We start from the raw sequence: 23,595 nt of genomic DNA, 5'->3' as shown, positions 1-23,595 counted from the left end.
ACCAGCCGATTCGAAACGAAGGACGCCGCGAGATCTCGCGGCGTTTTTTTATGGTCAATTTTTGATCAGGCGGGGGAAGGAAAGCGACTTCGCAGGAACAACTTCTCCCACAAGTTCGCCGGCCGCAATCGAGGATCGTCCGGAGCGATCAGATGCGTCTTGCCTCGTCGCGTTCGGCAGTGGATGCCTTCCGCATCGACTCCGGTCACCAGCCAGTATTTATCTACGGCGTAGGTGTAGTATTCCCCCCGCGATTCCGGTTCGACATCGTGGGCCCTGGGACCAGGGCTGGTCGTGTGTTTGGTCTTCGTATAGACGACCACATCGCCGGGGCGGAACATCAACAACTCTCCGAGTTTACGCGTTGGATCAGGGCCATTTTCCTAGAGAAATGCCCCTGATTTCAGAGTATCGCTTGCCCTGAGTTTCGTCAATCTGAAGCCGATTTCACGAGGTATTTCCATAAAAGGCATAGCAGTTGCACCGTTAGGGGGAGGCCCCTTTTTGTTAGATAAAGTTGGAATTCGTGAAAAAAACGCTTGGCAATTCCGTAAAATGAAGGTCTTGTCTTAACAAACTGCGTGGTTCTTTACCCCACTTCTCGCAGGAGGATTTCGTATGTCGATACCGACTTCGACGACCGTGCCGACGGCTCCAGCCCTCACGGCACGTCAGATTATGGCTACCAAGCTCGTCACGCTGAGCCCGGACGAAGATGCCTTGGCTGCCGTACGTAAGCTGCTTCAGTACCGGATCTCTGGTGCTCCTGTGGTCGACAGCGAAGGGAATTTCCTGGGGATCTTTTCGGAAAAGACTTCCATGCGATTCCTGCTCGACGCCGCTTACTCGCAGCTACCTTCCAATCGCGTTAGTGCCTTCATGAACACCGACATCGCTCGGTTGATCACCGCCGATACCGATTGGCTTACGTGTGCTCAGATCTTCTTGTCGACCCCTTACCGGCGATTGCCGGTCTTAGAGGGGACCAAGTTGATTGGCCAGGTCAGCCGACGTGATCTACTGAACGCCGCCATTCAAATGATCGATAAGCCAGATCGACGGAATGGCAAATTTGTGATGTATTTCAGCGCCCTCGTTGAATTAAACGACAATCCGGTCGAATAAGCTTCGATCGGAGCCAGCGCATTCCACGCAGGTCGCCGAGTGACCACTATTCGACGGCTGCGTGGAATTACCATAATGACGGCTCCTTCCCCCATTCACTGGATGAAAGAGCCTTATGTTGGTCGCGGCCGGTTTGATTTTGATTGGTCTGGTGGCATTGGTCATTGGGGGCGAACTACTGGTTCGCGGAGCCTCGCAACTGGCTTCGTTGATCGGCGTTTCTCCGCTAGTCATCGGATTGACCGTGGTTGCCTTCGGCACCAGCGCCCCGGAACTGGCCGTCTCTTTAAAGGCTGGTTTCGCTGGCAATGCCGACATTGCCGTGGGCAATGTGATCGGCAGCAACATCTTCAATATCTTGCTAATTCTCGGGCTTTCTGCCCTGGTGGCACCTCTCGCGGTGAACTCGCAATTGATCCGCCTCGAGCTCCCTTTCATGATCGGCGTTTCGATCCTGGTCTGGGTAATGGGGCTCAATGGCAATATTGGTCGGATCGAAGGAGGGCTGCTATTTGCCGGGCTGGCGGTCTACATCGTCTGGTCGGTGGTCCAAAGCCGGCGTGAATCGAAAGCGATTAAGGAAGAGTTTGCCGACGAGTTCGCTAAGGCCCCTTCGTCGACTGCCGGAACGATCTTGCAGTTGGTTTGGATCGCCCTGGGGCTGGTCGGGCTGGCCTTCGGATCGAAGTGGCTGGTCGATGGTGCGGTGATGATTGCCCGGCAGCTTGGGATGAGCGAACTGTTGATCGGCCTGACCATCGTGGCAGCAGGCACCTCGCTTCCAGAGGTGGTCGCCTCGGTGATGGCCTCGCTGAAAGGCGAGCGTGATATCGCTGTCGGAAACGTGGTCGGCAGCAATCTTTTCAACCTGATGTGCGTTCTGGGGCTGACTTCGGTCATTATGCCTGACGGGGTGCCGGTTGCTTCATCAGCTATCTGGCAGGATATGCCCATCATGATCGGGGCGAGTTTGCTCTGTTTACCAATCTTCTTCACGGCCCGTCGTATCGACCGATGGGAAGGAGGAATCTTTTTGGGTTGGTACGTTCTTTACACCACCTACCTAGTATTGAAGGCGACGAATCCGACGTTGGCTTATGGGTTCGGACTGGTGGCGGTATGGGGGCTGATCCCGCTGACGGTGGTCGTGCTACTGGCTTCGGTCGTGCTGACTCGCCCTGCCGAGCCTGAATTGCCACAAAATGAAGGTGTAAGTGGCTAGTTCTGCCGGATGGTGCCTCATTGCCGCTGGGACTAACGTCTAGTAAAATCCGCGGTTTACCCTAACTTGCCGTCCCGACCTGGTAGTAGGAAGGGACTGTCGGTCTCCCATACGGTTTCGGTGGAAAGCATGAGCACCAAGAAGAACTTGATTGTTGCCCAAAGCGGTGGCCCCAGTCCGGTAATTAACAACACACTTCGCGGCCTGGTTGAAGCGGCCCTGCAGACCGACAACATTGGTACGGTGTACGGTGCTCATCACGGGATTGAAGGGGTTCTGAAAGAAGAACTGATCAATCTGACCGATCAGCCTGCCGAAGAGATCTCGCTGCTGCGATACACGCCAGCTGCCGGTTCGATCGGTACCTGTCGCTATAAGCTTAAGGACTGGCAGAACGAAGACTTCGATCGCTGCATTGAAGTGTTCAAGGCCCACAACATTGGGTACTTCGTCTACATCGGCGGCAACGACTCGATGGACACCGCCAACAAGATCGCCAAGATGGCCCAGGATCGCGGCCTCGATCTGGTCGGCATCGGTGGTCCTAAGACGATCGATAACGACGTCGGCGACAGCGAATTCAAGCTGATCGACCATACGCCTGGTTATGCTTCGACCGCCAAGTACTGGATGCACATGATCCAGTACGCCAACGAAGAAAATCGCGGTAGCTGCCCAGCCGACCCCGTTCTGGTCATGCAGGCCATGGGACGCAAGATCGGCTACATTCCGGCTGCTGCCCGTCTGGCAGACCCGAAGCGTGAAATGCCGCTTCAGATCTACATGGCCGAATCGCCTTGCTCGCTGGAAGAGCTGCACGAAAACGTCAATAAGCAGCTTCGCGAAGATGGCCGCTGCATCGTGGTCCTCAGCGAAGGCTTCGACGTCGGCGATATTGGTGCCCGTAAAGACTCGTTCGGTCACACCAGCTTCAGCGCCAGTAGCATCACCGTGGCTCAGATCGTCACGAACTACCTCAACGAAAATGGTCTCGCCGTGAAGGGTGCGGCTCGCTGCAATGTGAGCGGTACCGATCAGCGTCACGCGATGGCCTACGCCTCGTCGGTCGACTTGGACGAAGCCTATCACGCCGGCGAAATGGCCGCTGTATTGGCCTCGACCGGTCAGTCGGGCTACATGTCGACTATCCTTCGTAACGAAGGGGATGTCTACAGCGTTCGCTACGACAAGGCTCCTCTGTCGGAAGTCGCCAACAGCGAACGTACCTTCCCGAAGGAATGGATTACGGCCAATGGCTACGACGTCACCGACGAGTTTGTGAAGTACGCCAAGCCGCTGCTGGGCGAAGGTATGGTTAGCTTGCCGATGATCGACGGTCGTCAGCGCATGACCCGTTTGGAGCCAATGTTCGCCGAGCAGAAACTGCCGGCTTACGTGCCCCAGGCCGACCGTCAGGAAGCTCCGAAGAAGTAACCGACGCCGCGCGTTCCTCTCAGCCAGCAACGAATCAATTTAAGAGCGAGATCCAACAACATGGTCTACCAGATTGAACCGAAGAACGAATTTCTCGTCGGTATCGACTCGGATGGGTGCGTGTTCGACACGATGGAACTGAAGCACAAAGAATGCTTCATCCCGAACATCATCAACTACTACGAGTTGCAGGGCGTCAGCAAGTATGCCCGCGAAGCCGCCGAGTTTGTGAACCTGTACTCGAAGAGCCGCGGCATCAACCGTTTTCCAGCCCTGGTCGAAGCGCTCGAATGGTTGCAGAAGCGTCCGGAAGTGATCGAACGTGGTGCCAAGATCACCATTCCTCCATCGCTGACCAAGTGGATCGCCGAAGAAACCAAGCTTGGCAATCCAGCCCTGGAAGCCAAGGTTGCTGAATCGGGCGACGCCGATCTGGCTCACTGCTTGAAGTGGTCGAAGGCGGTCAACGAAACGGTTGCCGGCATGGTCCGTGGCGTGGCTCCTTTCCCTTCGGTTCGCAAGTGCCTGGAAAAGCTGACCGGCAAGGCCGACATGCTGGTCGTTTCGGCGACTCCAAATGATGCTCTGAACGATGAATGGGAAGAGCACGACATCCGCAAGTTCGTGACCGAGATCTGCGGTCAGGAAGCGGGCAACAAGAAGGAAACGCTGACCAACGCCACCAAGTACAAGCCAAATCAGACCCTGATGATTGGCGATGCTCCTGGCGACTACAAGGCAGCCGTGGCCAACGATTGCCTCTTCTACCCGATCAATCCAGGCGACGAAGAAAACAGCTGGAAGCGATTCTACGACGAAGGAATCGACAAGTTCCTGAACCTCGAATTCGCCGGCGATTACCAGAAGGCATTGCTGGAAGAATTCGACCGCTACCTGCCCGAAAAGCCAAGCTGGCCTGTCGTTGGTTAGGTTGCCTGCTGACTTCGGTCAGCGCTCCATTTCAAGCGAGCCCCTCGCGATCGAGGCCGAGGGGACGAACGGTTTCGAGTCGACTGCCTACGAAACACGACCCGCGAATACACAACTGACCCGTTAATTCTCGAGAGGAACGAAACATCATGTCCGATGCTTCCTGCGATTTTGGTTTGATCGGTCTCGCCGTGATGGGCGAAAACCTGGCCCTGAACGTCGAAAGCCGCGGCTACAAAGTGGCCGTCTACAATCGAACCACCGAGAAGACCGACGAGTTCATTCAAGGGCGTGCCGCTGGCAAGCAGTTCATTGGCTGCCACGACCTGAAGACACTGGTCAAGTCGCTCAAGCGTCCTCGCAAGGTCATGCTGCTGATCAAGGCTGGTCCAGCTGTCGACGCCGTGATCGAAGACCTGCTTCCGCTGATGGAACCAGGCGACATCATCATCGACGGTGGTAACACCCACTACGCCGACACCGAACGTCGTACCAAGTACGTCGAAGAAAAGGGCCTGCTGTTCGTTGGCTCGGGCGTTTCCGGCGGTGAAGAAGGTGCCTTGAAGGGCCCCAGTCTGATGCCCGGCGGTAGCAAGGAAGCCTGGCCATACATCAAGGAAATCTTCCAGGCCATCTCGGCCAAGGTTGGTCCCAATAACGACATCCCATGCTGCGAATGGGTCGGTCCACGCGGTGCCGGTCACTACGTGAAGATGGTTCACAACGGCATCGAATACGGCGACATGCAGTTGATCTGCGAAGCCTACTTCCTGCTGAAGCACGGTCTGGGGCTGACCAACGACGAACTGTACGACGTGTTCGATCAGTGGAACAGCGGCGACCTGCAGAGCTACCTGATCGAAATCACCCGCGACATCTTCAGCGTGAAAGATGACGAAGGGGATGGCTACCTGGTCGATAAGATCCTGGACGTCGCCGGTGCCAAGGGTACCGGCAAGTGGATGAGCCAGTTGGCTCTGGACCTGGGTGTGCCAAGCACCCTGGTGACCACCGCTGTTTACGCTCGTGCTTTGTCGGCTGCCAAGGACGCTCGCGTTCGTGCCAGCAAGGTTCTGACCGGCCCAAGCGGCAAGACCACGACCGAACGTGCCAAGTTCATCGAACAGGTTCGCGAAGCATTGTACGCCTCGAAGCTGTGCAGCTACGCTCAGGGCTTTGTTCAGTTGCAAGCCGCTTCGGCCGAACACGATTGGGACCTGAACTACGGCGATTGTGCCCTGTTGTGGCGTGGTGGCTGTATCATTCGTGCCCAGTTCCTCGATCGCATCAAGGAAGCATTCGACAAGGATGCCAACCTGGAAAACCTGCTGTTGGATCCGTACTTCACCGAAGCGGTCACCAAGGGCCAGGCCGGATGGCGAGAAGTGGTCAAGACGGCCATCGAACTCGGTATCCCAACGCCAGCGTTCGCCGGTGCTTTGGCTTACTACGATGGTTACCGCAACGATCGCCTGCCCGCGAATCTGCTACAGGCCCAACGCGACTACTTTGGTGCTCACACCTTCCAACGGACCGACAAGGAAGGTACTTTCCACGCCGAATGGCTGCACCGTCGCCGCGAGCCAAAGGCTTAGTCCTTTACGCTCTCTGCGTCTGATACCTCACCCACCCTGCCACAAACCCTTGGGCCAGCCTGGCCCGAGGGTGCTCTCTGGAAGATCGATCGCCGAATGGCCGCTGATTACTTAACCAAACTGTTCGGGCTCGATGGGCAAGTTGCCATCGTTATCGGTGCTTCTGGTGTTCTGGGTGGGTCAATTGCAGAAGGTTTGGCCCTGGCCGGAGCTACGGTTGTTGTCAGTGGTTTGAATCCGGAACGGGGCGAAAGCCGCGCCGAACGGATCCAGGCAGCCGGCGGCAAGGCAGAGTTCATCTCGGCCGATACCCTCTCGCGAGAATCGCTCGCCGAACTTCGTGACCAGTGTCTCGAAAAGTTCGGCCGGATCGACATGCTGGTCAACTGTGCCGGCGTGAACTCGTCGGTTCCTTACGAAGAGATCAGCGACGACGACTGGCAGCGGGTGATGGATACCAACCTGACCGGTACCCATTTGGCTTGCCAGGTCTTTGCACCTTACTTTGCTTCGCGCGAAGAAGGTGGTGCGGTGCTGAATATCGGCAGCGTGACCGCTCATCTGCCTCTTTCCCGCGTGTTCGCCTATTCCGCCTCGAAGGCGGCTGTGTTGAACCTGACCAAGAACCTGGCTCGGGAATATGCCACCAAGGGTGTTCGCTTCAATGTCCTGTGCCCCGGATTCTTTCCGGCCGAGCAGAATCGCAAGATTCTGGACAAAGAGCGAGTCGATAACATCATCGGTCAAACGCCGATGGCCCGGTTCGGTGAACCGGGAGAGTTGGTTGGGGCATCCATTCTTTTGTTGTCCCGTGCTGCGGGCAGCTTTATTACCGGAGCGACGGTTTACGTCGACGGTGGTTTCACGGCCATGCGATTTTAAGCCTCCGCTGCTTCGGGGGGAGTTCTCCCAACTTTTTTGCGCAGGCATAATTGGCCGTCAGAGTCTTTGCCGTTAGGTTGGCTAGTGAGGAAGTGAACGCGCACGTTCAGACTCGCTGCGAAAACCTCAATGCGCTGCGCTAGGAAGCAGGAAAAGCCAATGTCTCACACGATTGTCATCTTCGGTGCCTCTGGCGACTTGACCAGCCGGAAGCTGATTCCCGCCCTCTATTTGCTCTCCCGCAAGGGACGGCTGCCTGAGAACACCCGGATTGTCGGGATGTCTCGCACCGAGTTCTCGCACGATGCGTGGCGGGCCGATTTGAAAGAAACGACCGCCAAGTTCACCGACAACAAGTTCGACGAAGAGACATGGGCCAAGTTTGCCGCCAATGTCTACTATCACCCGGGCGACTTGACCAAGCTGGAAGATCTGAAGGGACTGAAATCGTTCCTGGAAGAAGTTGAAGGCGGCCCAGCTGAACGCGTCTATTACCTGTCGACGGCACCTCGCTTGTACATCTCGGCAATCGATTGCCTCGGTGAATCGGGCCTGGCCAACCAGGAAGAAGGCTCGCGGCGAATCGTTCTGGAAAAGCCGTTTGGCTACGACTTGAACACCGCCAAGCAGTTGAACAAAGACGTGAACCGTGTTTTCCCGGAAGACACCGTTTACCGTATCGACCATTACCTGGGCAAAGAAACCGTTCAGAACCTGTTGGTGATGCGGTTTGCCAACTCGATCTTCGAGCCGCTCTGGAATCGTAACTACATCGATCACGTCCAGATTACCGTGGCCGAAGAAGTGGTCGTCGGACGCCGTGGTGGCTACTACGATCAAGCGGGCGTGCTGCGAGACATGTTCCAGAATCACTTGCTGCAGCTTCTGATGGTGACCGCCATGGAAGCTCCGGTGAAGTTCGATGCCGACATGGTCCGCGACGAAAAGGTAAAGGTCCTTCGCTCCATTCGTCCCATGACGCACGACGAGATCGTCAAAGAGACGGTCCGTGGCCAATATGCTGGCTATCGCAAAGAAGAAGGCGTTCCGGCCGACAGCCAGACCGAGACCTTCGCCGCGATGCGTTTGTGGGTCGACAACTGGCGTTGGAATGGCGTGCCGTTCTATCTGCGGAGCGGCAAAGGTATGTCGTGCCGCACGACGCAGATCGTCATCCAGTACAACCAGGCTCCGCACACGCTGTTCGACAAAAAGAAGTGTCACCTCGACGCGTGCCGCCTCGTGATGCAGATTCAGCCTGCCGAAGGGATCCAGCTCCAGATTCAGAGCAAGGTCCCTGACGAAGGCATGGTCACGCGAATGACTCCCCTCGCCTTCCGTTTCCGGCAAGAGTTCCAGGGCGAACTGCCCGACGCCTATCAGCGTCTGCTGCTGGATGCCTTGCAAGGGGATGCCAGCTTGTTCGCACGTAGCGACGAAGTCGAATTGGCGTGGGGGATCATCGATCCGATCATCGAAACGTGGCGTTCCGAGAAGCCACCGACCCTACACACCTACGAGACCGGTTATTGGGGGCCGAACGAGTCGAATGACTGGATGGCCGAGCATGGCCGGCTGTGGTTCGACGTCTGCCCGGTGCTGCACTAAGCACCGGCGGGCCAAGAAATAAAAACGGGGTCGAACGGTTGGGGCAGGTAACCGGTCGACCCCTTAAGCATCGCTGGTGATCTCAGGAACCAGCGATGCAGGCTGAATCATTAAAGTGAATCTGAAGGTTGTTGATCAGTGATAAACAGCTTTCTAGGAGCAGTTATCGACCACCCATATTCGGGACTTAAGCTAAGTTCGGAAAAATTCTCGGTTCGTTTCCGCCTTGGCTTGATGGAAAAATGATTTCCCGTGGGAAGTCGCACTTTTCACGCAAGCCGATGTGGTTATTCTGGGTTCAACCTGCGCTGGAACTAAACGTATTTGAGGTTTTCTTGATCCATGCCCCTATGTCTTGGCAATTTAGAGCTCGATTTTCCGCTGGTCCAGGCCGCTCTCTCAGGCTACAGCGATATGTCGATGCGGGTTATTGCCCGCCGGATGGGGGCTCCCTACACGATTTGCGAGGTGATGCTCGACAAGTTCCTCGTCGAGTTGAACGATCGCAAAAAGAACAAGCACTTCCTGGCGATCGCTGATGAAGAGCACCCCGTAGGTGGACAATTGATGGGGGCCGAGCCCGAGCAGTTTGCCGCCGGTGCGGCACGTCTGGTCGAGGCGGGGTTCGACGTGATCGATATCAACTTCGGCTGCCCGGTCAAAAAGGTGCTGGGGCGATGCCGTGGCGGCTTCCATCTAAGCCAGCCAGAGGTGGCCTTGGATATCGTCCGTCGCACGCGCGATGTCGTTCCTTCGGATATGCCACTGACGGTCAAAATGCGTCGCGGGATCGACGACACCCAAGAGAGCCGCGACAAGTTCTTCGAGATCCTGGACGGGGCCTTCGAGATCGGCGTCGACGCGATCACCGTGCATGGTCGCACCGTGCAGCAGCGCTACATTGGGCCAAGCCGCTGGGAATTCCTCTCGGAAGTCAAACGGCACGTCGGCGATAAGACCATCCTGGGAAGCGGCGACTTGTTCTCGGCTCAGGACTGCTTCGACATGATGAATCAGACCGGCGTCGATGGCGTGACGGTCGCTCGTGGGGCGATCGGCAATCCATGGATCTTCCAGCAAGCTCGGGCTCTTGCCGCCGGCGAACCGTTGCCGCTGCCACCGACCACGTTCGAGCAGTTGGAGATCATCGACGAGCATCTGCGACTGGTCGTCGAACTGTATGGCGAAGCGAAGGCGATGACCAACTTCCGCAAGTTCGGCGTGAAGTACTCGTTCCTGCATCCACAGATGGAAGAGCTAAGAGCCCGCTTCGTTCGCATTCGAGAGATGGCGGACTGGTTGGCCCTTCGCGAAGAGTTCTACAGCGAAGATCAGCCAGGGAAGTATCTCTCGGCCGAAATTCACAACGGCCAGGTCAACTGCTCGGCAGGTTAGCAATCGCACGCTTGAGTTCTGCCTGAACATCGTCGTGCGGCTCGTGGGGTAAACGTTCCTTCAGCGTTCGCGGAACCTGGGGGAAGTCGTGCTGGCCTAACGCCCACGCGGAAGCTCCCCGGACCAGCCATTCTTCGTCGGTTAGTCCCAACTGAAGTGCGGGCAGATTGTCTTCGTGCGGCTGATTACCGAGCACGATCGCGGCGTTTCGTAAAACACCTCGGCGACGCGTTCGCCACAGCGGCGTTTTGCGAAAGCGTTCGCGAAACTGTTCTTCGGAAATCGAGAACAAGCTGCGCAGTTCGAGCGGTGCCCGATCGCTTGCCGGAAAGAACGCTTCGTGCGCCGAGACCGGCGACTTGTTGTTCCATGGGCAAACGTCCTGGCAGACATCGCAGCCAAACACCCAGTCGCGCATCCCTGGTCGCAGTTCTGCTGGGATTTCGTCGCGAAGCTCGATCGTTAGATACGAGATGCAGCGTGTCGCATCGAGTTGTCCTGCCCCCACGAATGCATCGGTCGGACAGGCATCGAGGCAGGCCGTGCAGGTACCGCAGTGACTGGCGTTGAATGGCTCGTCGTAGGTCAGCGGCTGGTCGATCAAGATCGCGGCGAGAAAGAACAAACTGCCAAGCTGCTTGTTGAGCAGCATCGTGTTCTTGCCGAACCAACCAAGCCCTGCCTGTTGCGCGAACTCCCGTTCCAACAGGGGCGCCGTATCGACCACGCCACGAACCTGGGCTTCGGGCACCCACTCGGCGATGGCCCGTTTCAACTGCTTGAGGCGGGCATGAATCCAGTCGTGGTAGTCAAGTTCGCCAAAGGCATACCGCGATACCCTGCCCTGCCCGGCTGCCAGTGGTGGGATCGCTTCGCTTTTGTAATTGAGGGCCAGCATGACAATGCTTTGGGCCCCATCCAGTACGTAGCTCGGGTGGGAATACGCTTCGCGGCGTTCTTCCAGATACTGCATTTCGCCCGCGTAACCTGCGTCGAGCCACTCGTGAAATCGATGCAGCCCCGTCGGCGTTACGGCTGGGCAGACCCCCACTGCGGAGAAGCCTATCTGGTAGGCCTCCTGACGGATCAACGAGGTTAAATCATCCATCGAAGCTGACACGTGTACAAAACCGGCAAATGAATTTGCGTTCGTTTGGAAGCGTAATTAGGGTGGGATCATAGGGATTGAATCACCAAGGAGGGATTCGACAGTATGGTTACGCAAGGTGGTCTGAGATGCGCAAGGTATTTTTGGTGTTGTTGGCTGCGGCGATCTCCGCAGGTTTGTTTTCGGCTCGCGAGGCGATGGCGGACGGCAACATCATCGTCCATCGTACTTCATCGGTTGCCTTTGGTAACAATGGCGGCATCGGCTACGGCGGGAATTGGGGCTGGGGACCGTTCAATGTGAACCGTTCGCTCGGCTACATTCCGGTTCCTCCGTACTATGCACTGCACCCCCCGGTGTATTACTCGCACAACGTCGCTGTTCCTTACGGCGTGAGCCCCTACGCGATCTCGGCCATCAGCTCCGGCTCGTCGGCTAGTGCCAGCGTCAGTGGCGGCTCGTACTCGGCTCCAGAGCCCAAGATGGTGATCAATCCGTATTACGAAGCGGAAGAAACCGCGGAGGCCCCAGCCGCCGAAGAGCAGCCAGTCACTAAGGTTATCGATGCGAAGGGTTCGGAACTCTCGCATCAGCCGCAAGTCGTGCACAACGCTTCCTAAGACTGGTTGCCGACCAACAAGACGTCTCACGCCCTGCCAGCGGCCTCGCTAGCGGGGCGTTCTTATTTCTTGGCTGGCCTGGCTGCGGCAAGGGATGGCGGGAACTTGAGAGATTCTTGATTCGTTTCCCCAATTCGTCTTGTCGCTGGCTAGCAGTCTTTGGTAACTTCCCCCCGCCGTCCGCCAGAGCGAGCGTGACGGGCACGATCTATCGATTTCGGGAGGATAGCCGTTCTGCCTGGCATTGGCCGGCAAAGAAGGCTGTATCCGGAAAAGGATTTCCCATGAGAAGCCTCGTTACAGCAAGTGTGTTGCTGCTTTTGTTTGTCGGCTGCCAGAATCGGCAATCGCAGGTGAATCCGTTCGCGGTCTATGGTCCGCAGCGGCTGCCACCTCCTGGTACGCAGACCTACGGACAGCCTTCGCAGACCGCCCCTTATTATCAGGGACCTGCCGCTAATACGGCTCCGACGCTCAACGGTGGCTATCCTCAGCAGAATGCTCCAGCGCAATTCAGCCCGCCAGCGAACACGTATCCGGCTCCGACCGGGCCCTCGTCCTATCAACAGGGGCAGTGGCAAAGCGTTAGCCAAAGCGGCGGAACGACCGGCGGTGTGGTTCAAGCGACGCATACCGAAGCGGTCAGCAGTTCTTCGGCGACCACTCCTTCGGTTCAAGCATCCACCAGCGGCACTGTGGGTGTGACATCAGAGGACTCGAATCCCTATTTGCGTGGCATGCGTGTGAACGAGGTTTCGACCACCGCCGAGCCAATCTCGACGCCGATTGCTCCGCCAGCGACCTCGACTTTGCCGAGCAACGCCGGTTGGGCGACCAATCCGGCTATGACCAGCGGAAGCACTTCCGTCAGCCAGCCGACGCCAAGCCGTATCCCCTAACTGGGGATAAGCTTGCCGATTGCCACTTGACGATTTCGGTCGTTCGGGAAACCATGGAGCCCATGGATACACCGCAAAACCCCGCACAAGCCGGCGATCAGCCGACGATGACCGACCTGAAGGTTCCCCCTCTGCGCATTGGCGATCTTGTTATTGATCCGCCGATTCTGCAAGCGCCGATGGCTGGTTTCACCAACTTTGCCTTCCGTCAGATCGTCCGCGAATACGGCGGTGTCGGCCTTTTGGCGACTGAAATGGTCAATGCCCGCGGGTTTCATTGGCTGGACGAAAACGAAGCCGAATTCCCTGATCGATTGTGGGGTGTCGAAGACGAGCCTCGTCCGTTGGCCGTTCAAATCTGGGACAATCAGCCCGATGTGATGGCGAAGGTTGGCCGTCGTCTGGTCGAAGAGTTTCAGGTCAGCGTCGTCGACATCAACTTCGGCTGCCCGGTCAAGCAAGTGACCGAGAAGGCCCACAGCGGGTCTTACCTGTTGCGAGTGCCCGATCGGATGGGGCAGATTATCTCGCGACTGGTCGAAGCATGTGCCCCGACCCCGGTGACCGCCAAGATTCGCTTGGGCTGCAGCGAGAACACGATCAACGCCAACGAAATCGCCCAGGTCGTCGAAGAGAGCGGCGCCTCCGCCCTGACCGTCCATGGCCGTGTGGCAGAGCAGTACTTCAAAGGGGAAGCCGACTGGGAGAGGATCTCAGAGATCAAATCGTACTTAAAGAAGATTCCGCTGATTGGCAACGGCGATCTCGATTCGGCCGATAAGGTTTATCGTGCCTTCCGCGACTACAACGTCGACGGCGTGATGATCGCTCGGGCCTGCCTCGGTCGCCCGTGGCTCTTCGCCCAGGCCGCCGCCGCGATCCAGGGCCGACCAATACCGGCCGAACCGACTTTGGTCGAGCAGCGCGATTGCATGCTACGGCATTACGACCTGGTGGTCGACCGCTTCGGCCCGAGCAAGGGAACGCTGCTCATGCGAAAGTTCGCTTGCTGCTATGCCCAGGCCAAGCCAGGGGCACGCCATTTCCGTTCGGCCGTCGGCAATGTTTCGACGCCGGCCGAGTTCTATGAAGTCGTCGAGAAGCACTTCCCGATCAGCCCGGTCCCGCTGCCGGTTTAAGTGCGATCGGCCTGCCGATTACCAGTGGCATGTCCGTTGGCAGCTCCAACTGACATGGCGATGGGAAGTCTCGTGCGTTTCGATCGGCTCGGCCAGGCCTCGCTGCGAACTAAGCATGCGGATATCGTCCGACGTATCGAAGTCGCCATCAGGACCGGCACTGCGAATGGCAAACTGGTTGCCATCTTCTGGTTCGTAACGAACGGCGTTGCCAAACGCGTCTTCGATCTCGATCACCAGCTTGTTTCCTTCAATCCCTTCGGGAAGCTGGCCGTTCTCTTGACGGTACGATTCGACCACAACGCAGGCATGATCCAAGACCTGCTGCGTTTTCGCGATCTTAGGAGCTTCGACGCTGTAATAATGGGCCGCCGAGGCTGCCATGGCGATCGAACCGACACCGACGGCAACGATCATCGTACCCACACCGCCAATAATCAGACCGGCGATGGCCATCCCGCGGCGACGCGAGAACAGCCCGAGAAAGCTGAGCAGCAGGCCCAACGGGCAGAGCAGGCCGAACGTAGCGATCAGCCCAAACAGCGAAATCCCAAAGCCCCAGGCCCCCAGCACGTTGGCTTTGGGCTTTTGATAGTGGTGGCATTGGGACGAATGGTTTTGTGGATGAGAACACATCGGACAACTTCCTTTTTCCGGGGGGAACAGCGGGAGATCGGTACGGATCTCCCGCTTGGGAAGTCATTCGCCGACTAGTGGAATTTCTTGAACTCCCCAGCCTTATATTTTCTCCAGTAATCATTCACCGCTCGCTTGACCGTCGGTGCTAAGAGCAAGCATCCCATAATGTTAGGGAAGGCCATCGAGAGGATCATGAAGTCGGAAAAATCGAGCACGTTGTTCATCGTGAAGATCGGTCCGAGGAACACCGCCACGATAAAGATGATCTTATAGAGCACCACGCTGCGGGCACCGAAGAGCCGTTCCCAGGCCCGTTCGCCGTAGTAGCTCCACGAAATGATCGTCGAGAAGGCGAACAGAACCACCGCCAGGGTCAGCACCCATGGGAACCAGGAGATCTGGCTCTGGAACGCTTCCGAGGTCAGCTCGACCCCTTGGTATCCCTTCTCGTAAACCCAGGTATGGTTGTCCCAAGCACCGGTGATCAAGATCACCAACGCGGTCATCGAGCAAACCACGATCGTATCGATAAACGGTTCCAACAGCGCGACGAACCCTTCGCGGACAGGTTCGTCGGTCTTCGCCGCACTATGGGCGATGGCGGCACTACCGACACCAGCTTCATTGCTGAACGCAGCTCGGCGAACACCCAGCACAATCACCCCCAAGATCCCGCCTCGGACGGCGTGCGGATTGAAGGCCTCGGTGAAGATCATCGAAACCAGGTCCGGGATCTGGGTGAAGTTGGTGAGGATAATGTAGAGACATGCGAGCATGTACATCACGCACATGGTCGGCACGATCTTGCTCGCCGCGGCACCAATGCGTTTGATACCGCCGATGATTACCAAGCCAACCAGCACGGCCATCACCAGGCCGAAGCCAACCTTGAAGTTCGTGCCGAAATCGTCGACTTCTTTCTGTAGGCGGGTGCGTTCCGCCATCAGCTCGGGCAGGCTATCGAGGTCTTCAGCCGCTGCAGACTCTTTCAACTTGGTCTGCACCACCGAGAGCTGTTCGGCACTCGAGTTGGGAACCATCTTCAGAACCTGCGATGCAGCCTGATTTCCCTGGAACATGTTGCCACCGCCAAAGCTGGCCATGACGCACATGATCGAAAAAACTACCGAGAAAATCACACCAACCGGCTTCAATCCGAACTGCTCAAAGGCATTCACCAGGTAGTTCATCGGACCGCCCTGGACGGTGCCGTCTGGCTTCACTTCACGGTACATCTGACCGAGGGTGCACTCGATGAACTTGCTGGTCATCCCAAAGAAGCCGCATAAGATCATCCAGAAGAACGCCCCAGGTCCACCTTCGGTCATTGCGACGGTAACACCTGCGATGTTCCCAAGGCCGACCGTCGCCGACAAGGCGGAAGCCAAGGCCTGGAAGTGAGTCACTTCGCCGGGCTCGGCTGGATCGTCATAGGTACCGCGAACTACGTTGATGGCATGCGGCACGCCCCAGAAGTTGACAAACAAGAAGTAGAAAGTGAAGAAGACCGCCCCGCCCGATAGCCAAATCACCACCAGCGGCACGCCGCCGATGTATTCCGTGAACAGGTACGGGGTTTCGTCGCCATTGGCAGCGAAGTCGAGCTTCAGCTCCCCGCCCATCGCCATTTCGCGGATCTGTTGCGGCGTCTTCCAGTCGTCCGGATCGGTGCTGAGCGCGGTTCGAACCTTCAAAACAGGTCGGAACGTCGCCTCTTCTCCCTTGGAGCCGGGAATGCGGACGTACTTCGTCGAGTCGTTGATGACGTACTTCAGATACTGGACGTCTTCCGATTCGACCTCTCCGTCAGCTTCGGTGTGCTGCAAAATGCCGAGTCGGTAAGGAATGTCTGGATTGGCCGAACCAACCACTTTGCCCGTTTCCGCCCAGGCCATTGCCTCGGTCGGGCTCACTTCGTCCGGCATATCGGCTGGTTTGCGAAGCTTGCTGTTCTCGGCAATGACGAAGGGACCCTTGCTGCCACGCGGACGCACGTAATACAGAACGTGCGATTCTTGGGCGTATTGGCGCTTTTCCGGGATGACTTCGTAAAAGAGAGTCGCCTGCATCTTGCCGACTATCCAGCCGAAGATGTTGTCGACACGCTGGGTCAGCGGAACCGGTTCCTGATCTTCCAGCTTGACCGGTGGAGGATATGCCGCAGGACCGGAAGGTTTTGTCTCGGCCTTGGATTCTTCGGCAGCTGTTTCAGCAGGCTGACTGTCCTGACCCACCAAAACGACGGTGGTCAGGCTCATTACCAGGAAAAAGAGGGCAATAATGGACCACGGAAAGGCCCTACGAGTTGCGATCATGCAAACTTCCCAAGTTGTCAACTTTCCTGCACGAGACTGGGGCTGCCTCAAGGATCGGTTGAATCAAAAAATCGTTCCAAATTGGATGAGCTGGTGCGATTAGGGTGGTGTTGCTGCCGTAGATTCTAAAGCGTTTTGCTGAAACAGGTTACGGCGTGGTTTGCCAGGGAATCGCTAATTAACGAATATATACTTGTCAAAAATGCGATAATCCCTAACATTAGTGTACTGACACAACTTAGCGACGTGGCTAGCAGATTGCCAGTCGTGCCACCCTGATTTTAATCAATGAACAGCAATTCCGCGCAAAATGAAACACGCTGGGCCAACGAGGTCTTCCCGACCGATTTGGTCGTGTTGGATCTTTTGCGAAAGACGCCATCCCTGACCACGGCTGAAATGGCCGAGGCGATGGATGTTACCGCGACCGCTGTTCGCCAACGACTTAATCGTCTGATGGGCCAAGGGTACGTCGAGCGGCTGGCATCCAAAGCCGGACGGGGCAGACCGACGCACAAATACCGTCTGACGACCAAGGGAGAGCGGAAAGCCGGGGCCAATTATGCCGATCTGGCGATGGCCCTTTGGGACGAAATCCGCTCGATCGAAGATCCCGACGTCAAGCGTGGCTTGATCTCGCGAATCGCCAAGCGATTGGTCGAGATGTACGCCAGTGAAGTGCGTGGGGAAGATGCCGAACAACGCATCCGCGAGCTGATGGCATTGTTCCTCGGTCGACAAATCCCTTTGGAATACGAGCCGGGTGAGGAAGGTAAGCCAGTCTTGAATGTCTTGGCATGCCCCTACCCTGACCTGGCAGAGCAAGACCGTGCGGTTTGTGCTCTCGAGAAAGCGATGTTCGCCGAGCTACTCGGTCAGAACATGACGCTCAGTCATTGCCGTTTAGACGGCGAAAGTTGTTGCACTTACGAGCTGACGCAGCTTGGCTCGGATACGGAGAGCGTGTGACATGACCAAGCCATGGATTGAAGGTCGGTTTGAAGAGAACGTCATCACGACAACCATCGAACAAGCCATCAACTGGGGACAGCAGGCAAGCATCTGGCCAATGACTTTTGGTCTGGCCTGCTGTGCGATCGAGATGATGGCGGTTGGGGCAAGTCGTTACGACATCGACCGCTTCGGAGCGGGTGCGTTCCGGGCGTCGCCTCGTCAGGCCGACCTGATGATTGTGGCTGGGACCGTAACCTACAAAATGGCCAGCCGCGTCCGACGGCTTTACAACATGATGCCCGATCCGAAGTATGTCATCGCCATGGGTGCCTGCACCGTGGGTGGTGGTCCTTACTTCAAGTATGGCTATCACGTGGTAAAGGGTGTCGACCTGGTGGTGCCAGTCGATGTTTATGTCCCTGGTTGCCCTCCGCGTCCCGAGGCCCTTCTGGAAGGCCTGATGCGGATCCAGGACAAGATTCGTGGTCATCGCATGAATCGTCGTGGCGGCGTACGCGTCGACGACGAGTTGCCGGTGCCACACCATTCCGGTTATGTCGAAACAACCGGAGCAGAAAACCCGCTAACGCAGCACCAGAAGCTGACTGGCAAATAGAACATTCCTGACGCCCTCCCGGCGTTGCATCCGTTGAGATTTCGTAGAAGCGATAGTCACGTAATGTCCGACGTATTGAAGATTGAAAATTTACACGTTTCGGTGGAAGGCAAGCCGATCCTCAATGGGGTGAACCTGGAGCTCCGCCGCGGAGAAACCCACGCTTTGATGGGTCCGAACGGCTCGGGCAAAAGTACCCTGGGCTTCGCCATCATGGGCCATCCCAAGTACGAAGTGACCGAAGGTCGCATCCTGGTGAACGATGTCGACGTCACCGAAATGGAGGCCGACGAACGAGCCCGACTCGGTTTGTTCATGGCTTTCCAGCGTCCGATTTCGATTCCGGGCGTTCGCATGGCCGACTTCCTTCGTCATGCCACGACCAACGTGCGGAACCCAGAACGGAAAGAAGGCGAAGACCTGATTCCGATGCGGGAATTCCGTCGCGAAATCGTCGACAAGATGAAGCAACTGCAGATGGATACCGAGTTCGCCAAGCGTTATGTCAACGAAGGCTTCTCGGGGGGCGAAATGAAGCGAGCCGAGATCCTGCAGCTTGCCATGCTGCAGCCAAAGTTCGCCATCCTGGACGAAACCGATAGCGGTCTGGATGCCGACGCCGTGCGGTTGGCCAGCCAAAGTATCGCTCAGATCGGTGGCGCCGAAATGGGCCTGCTGATCATCACGCACCACGACAAGCTGTTGGAACACAATCCACCATCGCACGCTCACGTGATGCTGGGTGGACGCATTGTGGAAAGTGGCAGCGTCGAGCTGGCTCACGAACTGCATGCCAACGGTTATCAACGCATCCGCGAGGCGTACCCGGAAGCGGCCGCCATGGAACGTGAGATGCAAGACGAAGAACAAACGGTTTAGTCAAAGCAACACGAAGGTTCGCTGCCTGATACTGCGACCAGGCAACCAGGCGAACGACAGTGCTCGTTGTGACAAACGAATTTCAAAAGTTTGGAGAGATAATGGCCACCGATATTACCGCCACCCCGCCTGTGGAAAGCCCAATCGGCGAAATCAACAAGTATGATTTCCGCACGAATAGCAAAGGCGTCTTCAAGGCGAAAAAGGGGCTCAACGCCGAGGTGGTGAATCAGATCTCGGACATCAAGAACGAACCAGATTGGATGCGTAAGTTCCGTCTGGAGTCGCTCGAGATCTTCAACTCGAAGCCAATGCCTGAATGGGGCGGCGACATCGATCTCGATTTTCAGGACATCTATTACTACCTGAAGCCGACCGAGAAGCAGGGTAAGACCTGGGACGACGTGCCGGCCGAGATCAAGGAAACCTTCGAGAAGCTCGGTATTCCGGAAGCGGAACGTCAGTTCCTTGCCGGTGTGAAGGCTCAGTTTGAAAGCGAAGTCGTTTACGGCTCGCTGCAGGAAGACCTCGCCCAGAAGGGTGTGATCTTCACCGACACCGACACGGCCTTGCGTGAGCACGAAGACCTGCTGAAGGAATACTTCGGCACTGTCATTCCATCCCACGACAACAAGTTCGCCGCACTCAACTCGGCGGTCTGGTCGGGCGGTTCGTTCATCTACGTGCCACCAGGCGTGCAGATCGAATTCCCACTGCAGACTTACTTCCGTATCAACGAAGAAAGCATGGGGCAGTTCGAGCGTACCCTGATCATCGTCGATGAAGGGGCGAAGATTCACTACGTCGAAGGTTGCACCGCTCCGATGTACTCGTCGGAAAGCTTGCACTCGGCCGTGGTCGAAGTGATCTGCAAGAAGGGTTCGCGTTGCCGTTACAGCACCATCCAGAACTGGGCGAACAACATCTTCAACCTGGTGACCAAGCGGGCCATGGCTTACGCCGACGCCACCATGGAATGGGTCGACGGTAACCTCGGCAGCCACCTGACGATGAAGTACCCGGCGGTTTACCTGATGGAGCCAGGCGCTCGTGGCGAGATCCTCTCGATTGCGTTCGCCGGCAAGCATCAGCACCAGGACACCGGTGCCAAGTTGGTTCACTGTGCTCCGAACACTTCGGGGCAGATCATCTCGAAATCGATCTCGAAGGATGGCGGTCGCGGTAGCTATCGCGGTCTGGTGCGTGTCGAAGAAGGTGCCAAGAACACCAAGTGCAGCGTCGTGTGCGATGCCTTGATTCTCGATCCGGAAAGCCAGACCGACACCTATCCGTACATCGAAATCATGGAACCTGACGTGGCCATCGGTCACGAAGCCAGTGTTTCGCGAATTGGCGAAGAGCAGCTCTTCTATCTGATGAGTCGCGGTTTGACCGAAGCGGAAGCCAGCACGATGATCGTCAACGGTTTCATCGAACCGCTGGTCAAAGAGCTGCCGATGGAATATGCCCTGGAATTGAATCGGCTGATCGAGCTGCAAATGGAAGGTTCGGTCGGCTAAGCCACCGCACATTCCCCTTTGGAACCTTGGCCAAGCCGCGTCGAATCAAGCAGGCGTTCTTGGCCCTTTTTCTTTGACCGACATAAGAACCAAACATAGCGAAATCATGAGCGTGGGAACCGCTGCCTCGATCGAAAACTGGGATGCCGAGGCCTTCAACCAGTACGTCAAACAACTTGGCGAGCCTGAATGGCTTGTCAATCTTCGCCAGGAAGCCTTCGAAACATTTGAGGGAATGGATTGGCCGACTCGCAAGGAAGAAGAGTGGATGCGAACCGACATCCGCGGCTTCCAGCTGAAAAAGTTCAATCCGCCGAACCTGAACGCTCCGATTGATCCGGCTTCGTTGTCGCGTGGCTTGTTGGCGGACGGCGTCGACATCGGCGGCCAGGTCGTCTCGCTCAACGGCAAGACGGCGGTCAGTTCGATCAGCGAAGAACTGAAAGCCCAGGGCGTCATCTTTGGCGACTTCGAATCGGTACTCGCCGAACATGGCGACCTGGTTCAAAAGTACTTGTTCCAAGGCGAATTCGACCCGAACTTCGACAAGTTCAGTGCTCTGCACGCTGCCTTCTTCAGCAACGGCATGTTTTTGTATGTGCCCCGCAACGTGACCGTCGAACAGCCGCTGCACTTCCTTAGCTTGCTGGGAGATAATGGCGTCGATCTTGCTCACACGCTGATCGTGCTGGAAGAAGGTGCCCAGGCCACCGTGCTGACCGAGTCGGCTTCGCTCGACGACGAAAAGCCCGGCATGCACTGCGGTGCGATCGAAGTGATTGTTGGTGATCGTGCCAATCTGCGATTCGTGAATCTGCAGAACTGGGGCGAGAAGGTCTGGCACTTCGCTCAGCAAAAGGGATGTGTTGGTCGCGATGCCAACCTGTTCTGGACGCTCGGTGCACTGGGCAGTCGCCTGTCGAAGGTCAACCAGCACGTTGCCCTCGACAAGCCAGGGGCTCACTGCGAAGTGAACGGCGTGCTTTTCACCGAAGGCAAACAGCACCTTTCGTATCACACGCAGCAGTACCACCGGGCACCAAGCTGTACGAGCAACTTTTTGTACAAGGCTGCTCTGCAAGATCAGTCGCGTACGGTTTGGCGTGGCATGATCAAGGTCGCCCCAGGGGCTCAGAAGACCGACGGCTACCAGCGTATCGACAACTTGCTGCTAACCGAGCATAGCCGAGCCGACTCGATTCCTGGTCTGGAAATCGAAGCGGACGACGTTCGCTGCACGCATGGTGCCACCACCGGCCGCGTTGACGAAGAACAGGTCTTCTACGCGATGGCTCGTGGCTTCACCCGCAAAGAAGCAACCCGCATGATTGTGACCGGCTTCTTCCAACAGGTGTTCGATCGTATCACCCTGGAAACGGTCCGCGAGGCGTTGGGGCACGCGATTGCCACCCGTGTTCGTGAATACGAATAAACGTTCGGGCCCGCTTGTTGCCAGCCCGGTATTTGACGAACAACCACCCTCCCCTGCGAGATGATCCCGCGAATGTCCGACTTTGTGCGAGTTGCCGCTTTAAGCGAAATTCCCGATCCTGGTAAGAACGTTTACGAAGTGGACGATCGATTTGTAATCGTCATTCATGCTGGCGGGCAGGTCTTCTGCCTGGACGATGTTTGCACGCACGACGACGGGCCACTCGGAGAGGGTGAACTGTTAGGAAACGAGATCGAATGTCCTCGGCATGGAGCCCGGTTTGATATCAAAACGGGCAAAGCCACCATGATGCCGGCCACTCAGCCGACGCAAGTCCACGAAGCAAAGATTGAAGGCGACGACATTTATGTTCGCCTCGTTGATTGAGAAGGAACCCAGCGCATGGAACTTTCTGAAGATAGCGTCCGCGAACAACTGAAGAACGTGATCGACCCCGAACTGTTCGTGAACATTGTCGATCTCGGGTTGATCTACAACGTCGACTTCGCCGAGATGGAAGAGTCGGAGGGCAAGAAGGTCCTGATCGACATGACGATGACCAGCCCCGCCTGTCCGGCCGGTCCGCAACTGGTTGGCAGTGCCAAGCAGTTCGTCGGGCAGATGGAAGGGGTCGAGGAAGTCGAAGTGAAGATCGTTATGGATCCTCCTTGGACGCCGGATCGCATGACCGAAGATGCCCGCGATCAGCTAGGCATCTTCTAAACAGTCGACAACAACTCAAGCCCTGCCGCGATCTAACTGCGACGGGGCCACCGATCGGCACGACACCAAGCTATGGCGTCGTGCTTTTTTTATTTGCTGAGCAGCTCGAAATCGAACGAGTTGGGCCCCTTCTCGACGACGGCCGTTAATTCCGATCGCCGGTTATACTTGGCCGGAATCGGATCTTTGAACGCTGGCCCGCGATATGAAGGATCGCGGAGAGGCGGTGTCGTTTCGATTCTCACTCGATGCTCGCCAGGTACCGCTCCCATGGTCGTCCGAATGTATCGCAATTCGTAATGGCCTTGTTCATCGGTCACACCACTGGAAGGTCTTCCTTCCTGCGGTGCAAAAGTGACTTCCGCGTTGGGATACGGCTTGCCATCCAACGTGACCGTTCCGCTGACCAGACCCATGTCTCCGTATTGGTTGGCAGAGCAGCCCGCGAGAAACAACGCCAGGGCCAGCGATGGAAGAGCCATGGCGTTTCTCAGATACTTCCGCATTTCGCAATCTCCTGAGGCTAGATTCTGAGAGTCGTGGAATATCGTGCGATTCCC

General features: G+C 56.9%; 23 protein-coding genes. 18 read left to right on the top strand and 5 right to left on the bottom strand.

Features of this window, described 5'->3' with window-relative positions; genetic code table 11:
* Positions 1 to 65: 65 nt before the first annotated feature.
* Positions 66 to 341, bottom strand: coding sequence for a hypothetical protein (locus ABD890_RS02550; protein ID WP_345085510.1), 276 nt, complete (start codon positions 339 to 341; stop codon positions 66 to 68).
* Positions 342 to 618: 277 nt separating this feature from the next.
* On the opposite strand from ABD890_RS02550, the gene ABD890_RS02545 reads away from it, so the two are divergent.
* From ABD890_RS02545 to ABD890_RS02510, 8 genes are all read left to right on the top strand, one after another.
* Positions 619 to 1,125, top strand: a complete 507-nt coding sequence (locus ABD890_RS02545) for a CBS domain-containing protein (protein ID WP_345085507.1) — start codon at positions 619 to 621, stop codon at positions 1,123 to 1,125.
* A gap of 115 nt (positions 1,126 to 1,240) precedes the next feature.
* A complete protein-coding gene (locus tag ABD890_RS02540) occupies positions 1,241 to 2,347 on the top strand; it encodes a calcium/sodium antiporter (protein ID WP_345085504.1) in 1,107 nt (368 codons plus the stop codon).
* A gap of 129 nt (positions 2,348 to 2,476) precedes the next feature.
* Positions 2,477 to 3,781, top strand: a complete 1,305-nt coding sequence (locus ABD890_RS02535; protein ID WP_345085501.1) for a diphosphate--fructose-6-phosphate 1-phosphotransferase — start codon at positions 2,477 to 2,479, stop codon at positions 3,779 to 3,781.
* Positions 3,782 to 3,841: 60 nt separating this feature from the next.
* Positions 3,842 to 4,711, top strand: coding sequence for an HAD family hydrolase (locus tag ABD890_RS02530; RefSeq protein ID WP_345085498.1), 870 nt, complete (start codon positions 3,842 to 3,844; stop codon positions 4,709 to 4,711).
* Positions 4,712 to 4,860: 149 nt separating this feature from the next.
* Positions 4,861 to 6,306 (top strand): decarboxylating NADP(+)-dependent phosphogluconate dehydrogenase, encoded by a 1,446-nt coding sequence (gnd, locus tag ABD890_RS02525; protein WP_345085495.1) that lies wholly within the window; start codon positions 4,861 to 4,863, stop codon positions 6,304 to 6,306.
* Positions 6,307 to 6,402: 96 nt separating this feature from the next.
* Complete coding sequence (locus ABD890_RS02520) at positions 6,403 to 7,188, top strand: SDR family oxidoreductase (protein ID WP_345085492.1); 786 nt, start codon at positions 6,403 to 6,405, stop codon at positions 7,186 to 7,188.
* 159 nt (positions 7,189 to 7,347) lie between these two features.
* Positions 7,348 to 8,796, top strand: coding sequence for a glucose-6-phosphate dehydrogenase (gene zwf / locus ABD890_RS02515; RefSeq protein ID WP_345085489.1), 1,449 nt, complete (start codon positions 7,348 to 7,350; stop codon positions 8,794 to 8,796).
* Between the two features lie 342 nt (positions 8,797 to 9,138).
* A complete protein-coding gene (locus ABD890_RS02510) occupies positions 9,139 to 10,191 on the top strand; it encodes a tRNA dihydrouridine synthase (protein WP_345085486.1) in 1,053 nt (350 codons plus the stop codon).
* On the opposite strand, the gene queG is transcribed toward ABD890_RS02510, so the two are convergent.
* Entirely contained in the window at positions 10,172 to 11,299 is a 1,128-nt protein-coding gene (gene queG, locus ABD890_RS02505) for a tRNA epoxyqueuosine(34) reductase QueG (RefSeq protein WP_345085483.1), read from the bottom strand. The two genes, ABD890_RS02510 and queG, sit on opposite strands and share 20 nt — an antisense overlap.
* A 128-nt stretch (positions 11,300 to 11,427) precedes the next feature.
* Between queG and ABD890_RS02500 the strand changes: the two genes are divergently transcribed.
* The 3 genes from ABD890_RS02500 to dusB all read left to right on the top strand — a co-directional run bounded on the left by ABD890_RS02500 (position 11,428) and on the right by dusB (position 13,957).
* Positions 11,428 to 11,919 carry a hypothetical protein gene (locus ABD890_RS02500; protein WP_345085481.1) on the top strand — a complete coding sequence of 164 codons (492 nt, stop codon included), beginning with the start codon at positions 11,428 to 11,430 and terminating at the stop codon, positions 11,917 to 11,919.
* Between the two features lie 284 nt (positions 11,920 to 12,203).
* Complete coding sequence (locus tag ABD890_RS02495; RefSeq protein ID WP_345085478.1) at positions 12,204 to 12,818, top strand: hypothetical protein; 615 nt, start codon at positions 12,204 to 12,206, stop codon at positions 12,816 to 12,818.
* A 62-nt stretch (positions 12,819 to 12,880) separates the two neighbouring features.
* A complete protein-coding gene (gene dusB, locus ABD890_RS02490; RefSeq protein WP_373356859.1) occupies positions 12,881 to 13,957 on the top strand; it encodes a tRNA dihydrouridine synthase DusB in 1,077 nt (358 codons plus the stop codon).
* An 18-nt stretch (positions 13,958 to 13,975) separates the two neighbouring features.
* Here dusB and ABD890_RS02485 read toward each other — a convergent pair whose 3' ends face one another.
* Both ABD890_RS02485 and ABD890_RS02480 read right to left on the bottom strand, forming a co-directional pair.
* Positions 13,976 to 14,593: a hypothetical protein gene (locus ABD890_RS02485; RefSeq protein ID WP_345085475.1), complete on the bottom strand. Its 618-nt coding sequence runs from the start codon at positions 14,591 to 14,593 to the stop codon at positions 13,976 to 13,978.
* Between the two features lie 74 nt (positions 14,594 to 14,667).
* Complete coding sequence (locus ABD890_RS02480; RefSeq protein ID WP_345085472.1) at positions 14,668 to 16,911, bottom strand: alanine/glycine:cation symporter family protein; 2,244 nt, start codon at positions 16,909 to 16,911, stop codon at positions 14,668 to 14,670.
* Positions 16,912 to 17,199: 288 nt separating this feature from the next.
* On the opposite strand from ABD890_RS02480, the gene ABD890_RS02475 reads away from it, so the two are divergent.
* The 7 genes from ABD890_RS02475 to ABD890_RS02445 all read left to right on the top strand — a co-directional run bounded on the left by ABD890_RS02475 (position 17,200) and on the right by ABD890_RS02445 (position 23,035).
* Positions 17,200 to 17,880, top strand: a complete 681-nt coding sequence (locus ABD890_RS02475; RefSeq protein ID WP_345085468.1) for a helix-turn-helix transcriptional regulator — start codon at positions 17,200 to 17,202, stop codon at positions 17,878 to 17,880.
* 1 nt (position 17,881) lies between these two features.
* Entirely contained in the window at positions 17,882 to 18,481 is a 600-nt protein-coding gene (locus ABD890_RS02470) for an NADH-quinone oxidoreductase subunit B (RefSeq protein WP_345085465.1), read from the top strand.
* 63 nt (positions 18,482 to 18,544) lie between these two features.
* The gene (gene sufC, locus ABD890_RS02465; RefSeq protein WP_345085462.1) at positions 18,545 to 19,360 is read left to right on the top strand and encodes a Fe-S cluster assembly ATPase SufC; all 816 of its coding nucleotides are present in this window, start codon (positions 18,545 to 18,547) and stop codon (positions 19,358 to 19,360) included.
* A 101-nt stretch (positions 19,361 to 19,461) separates the two neighbouring features.
* Positions 19,462 to 20,880, top strand: a complete 1,419-nt coding sequence (gene sufB / locus ABD890_RS02460; protein WP_345085460.1) for a Fe-S cluster assembly protein SufB — start codon at positions 19,462 to 19,464, stop codon at positions 20,878 to 20,880.
* Positions 20,881 to 20,986: 106 nt separating this feature from the next.
* A complete protein-coding gene (sufD, locus tag ABD890_RS02455) occupies positions 20,987 to 22,312 on the top strand; it encodes a Fe-S cluster assembly protein SufD (RefSeq protein ID WP_345085457.1) in 1,326 nt (441 codons plus the stop codon).
* 72 nt (positions 22,313 to 22,384) lie between these two features.
* On the top strand, positions 22,385 to 22,699 hold the full coding sequence (locus tag ABD890_RS02450; protein WP_345085453.1) for a non-heme iron oxygenase ferredoxin subunit: 315 nt from the start codon (positions 22,385 to 22,387) through the stop codon (positions 22,697 to 22,699).
* Positions 22,700 to 22,714: 15 nt separating this feature from the next.
* A complete protein-coding gene (locus tag ABD890_RS02445) occupies positions 22,715 to 23,035 on the top strand; it encodes a metal-sulfur cluster assembly factor (protein WP_345085450.1) in 321 nt (106 codons plus the stop codon).
* Positions 23,036 to 23,124: 89 nt separating this feature from the next.
* On the opposite strand, the gene ABD890_RS02440 is transcribed toward ABD890_RS02445, so the two are convergent.
* On the bottom strand, positions 23,125 to 23,541 hold the full coding sequence (locus ABD890_RS02440) for a carboxypeptidase-like regulatory domain-containing protein (RefSeq protein WP_345085447.1): 417 nt from the start codon (positions 23,539 to 23,541) through the stop codon (positions 23,125 to 23,127).
* Positions 23,542 to 23,595 lie beyond the last annotated feature (54 nt).

The sequence above is a fragment of the Bremerella cremea genome (assembly GCF_039541315.1).
Classification (GTDB): domain Bacteria; phylum Planctomycetota; class Planctomycetia; order Pirellulales; family Pirellulaceae; genus Bremerella; species Bremerella cremea.
The sequence above is the reverse complement of the archived record's forward strand: the minus strand, read 5'-3'. Positions and strand labels throughout refer to the sequence as shown.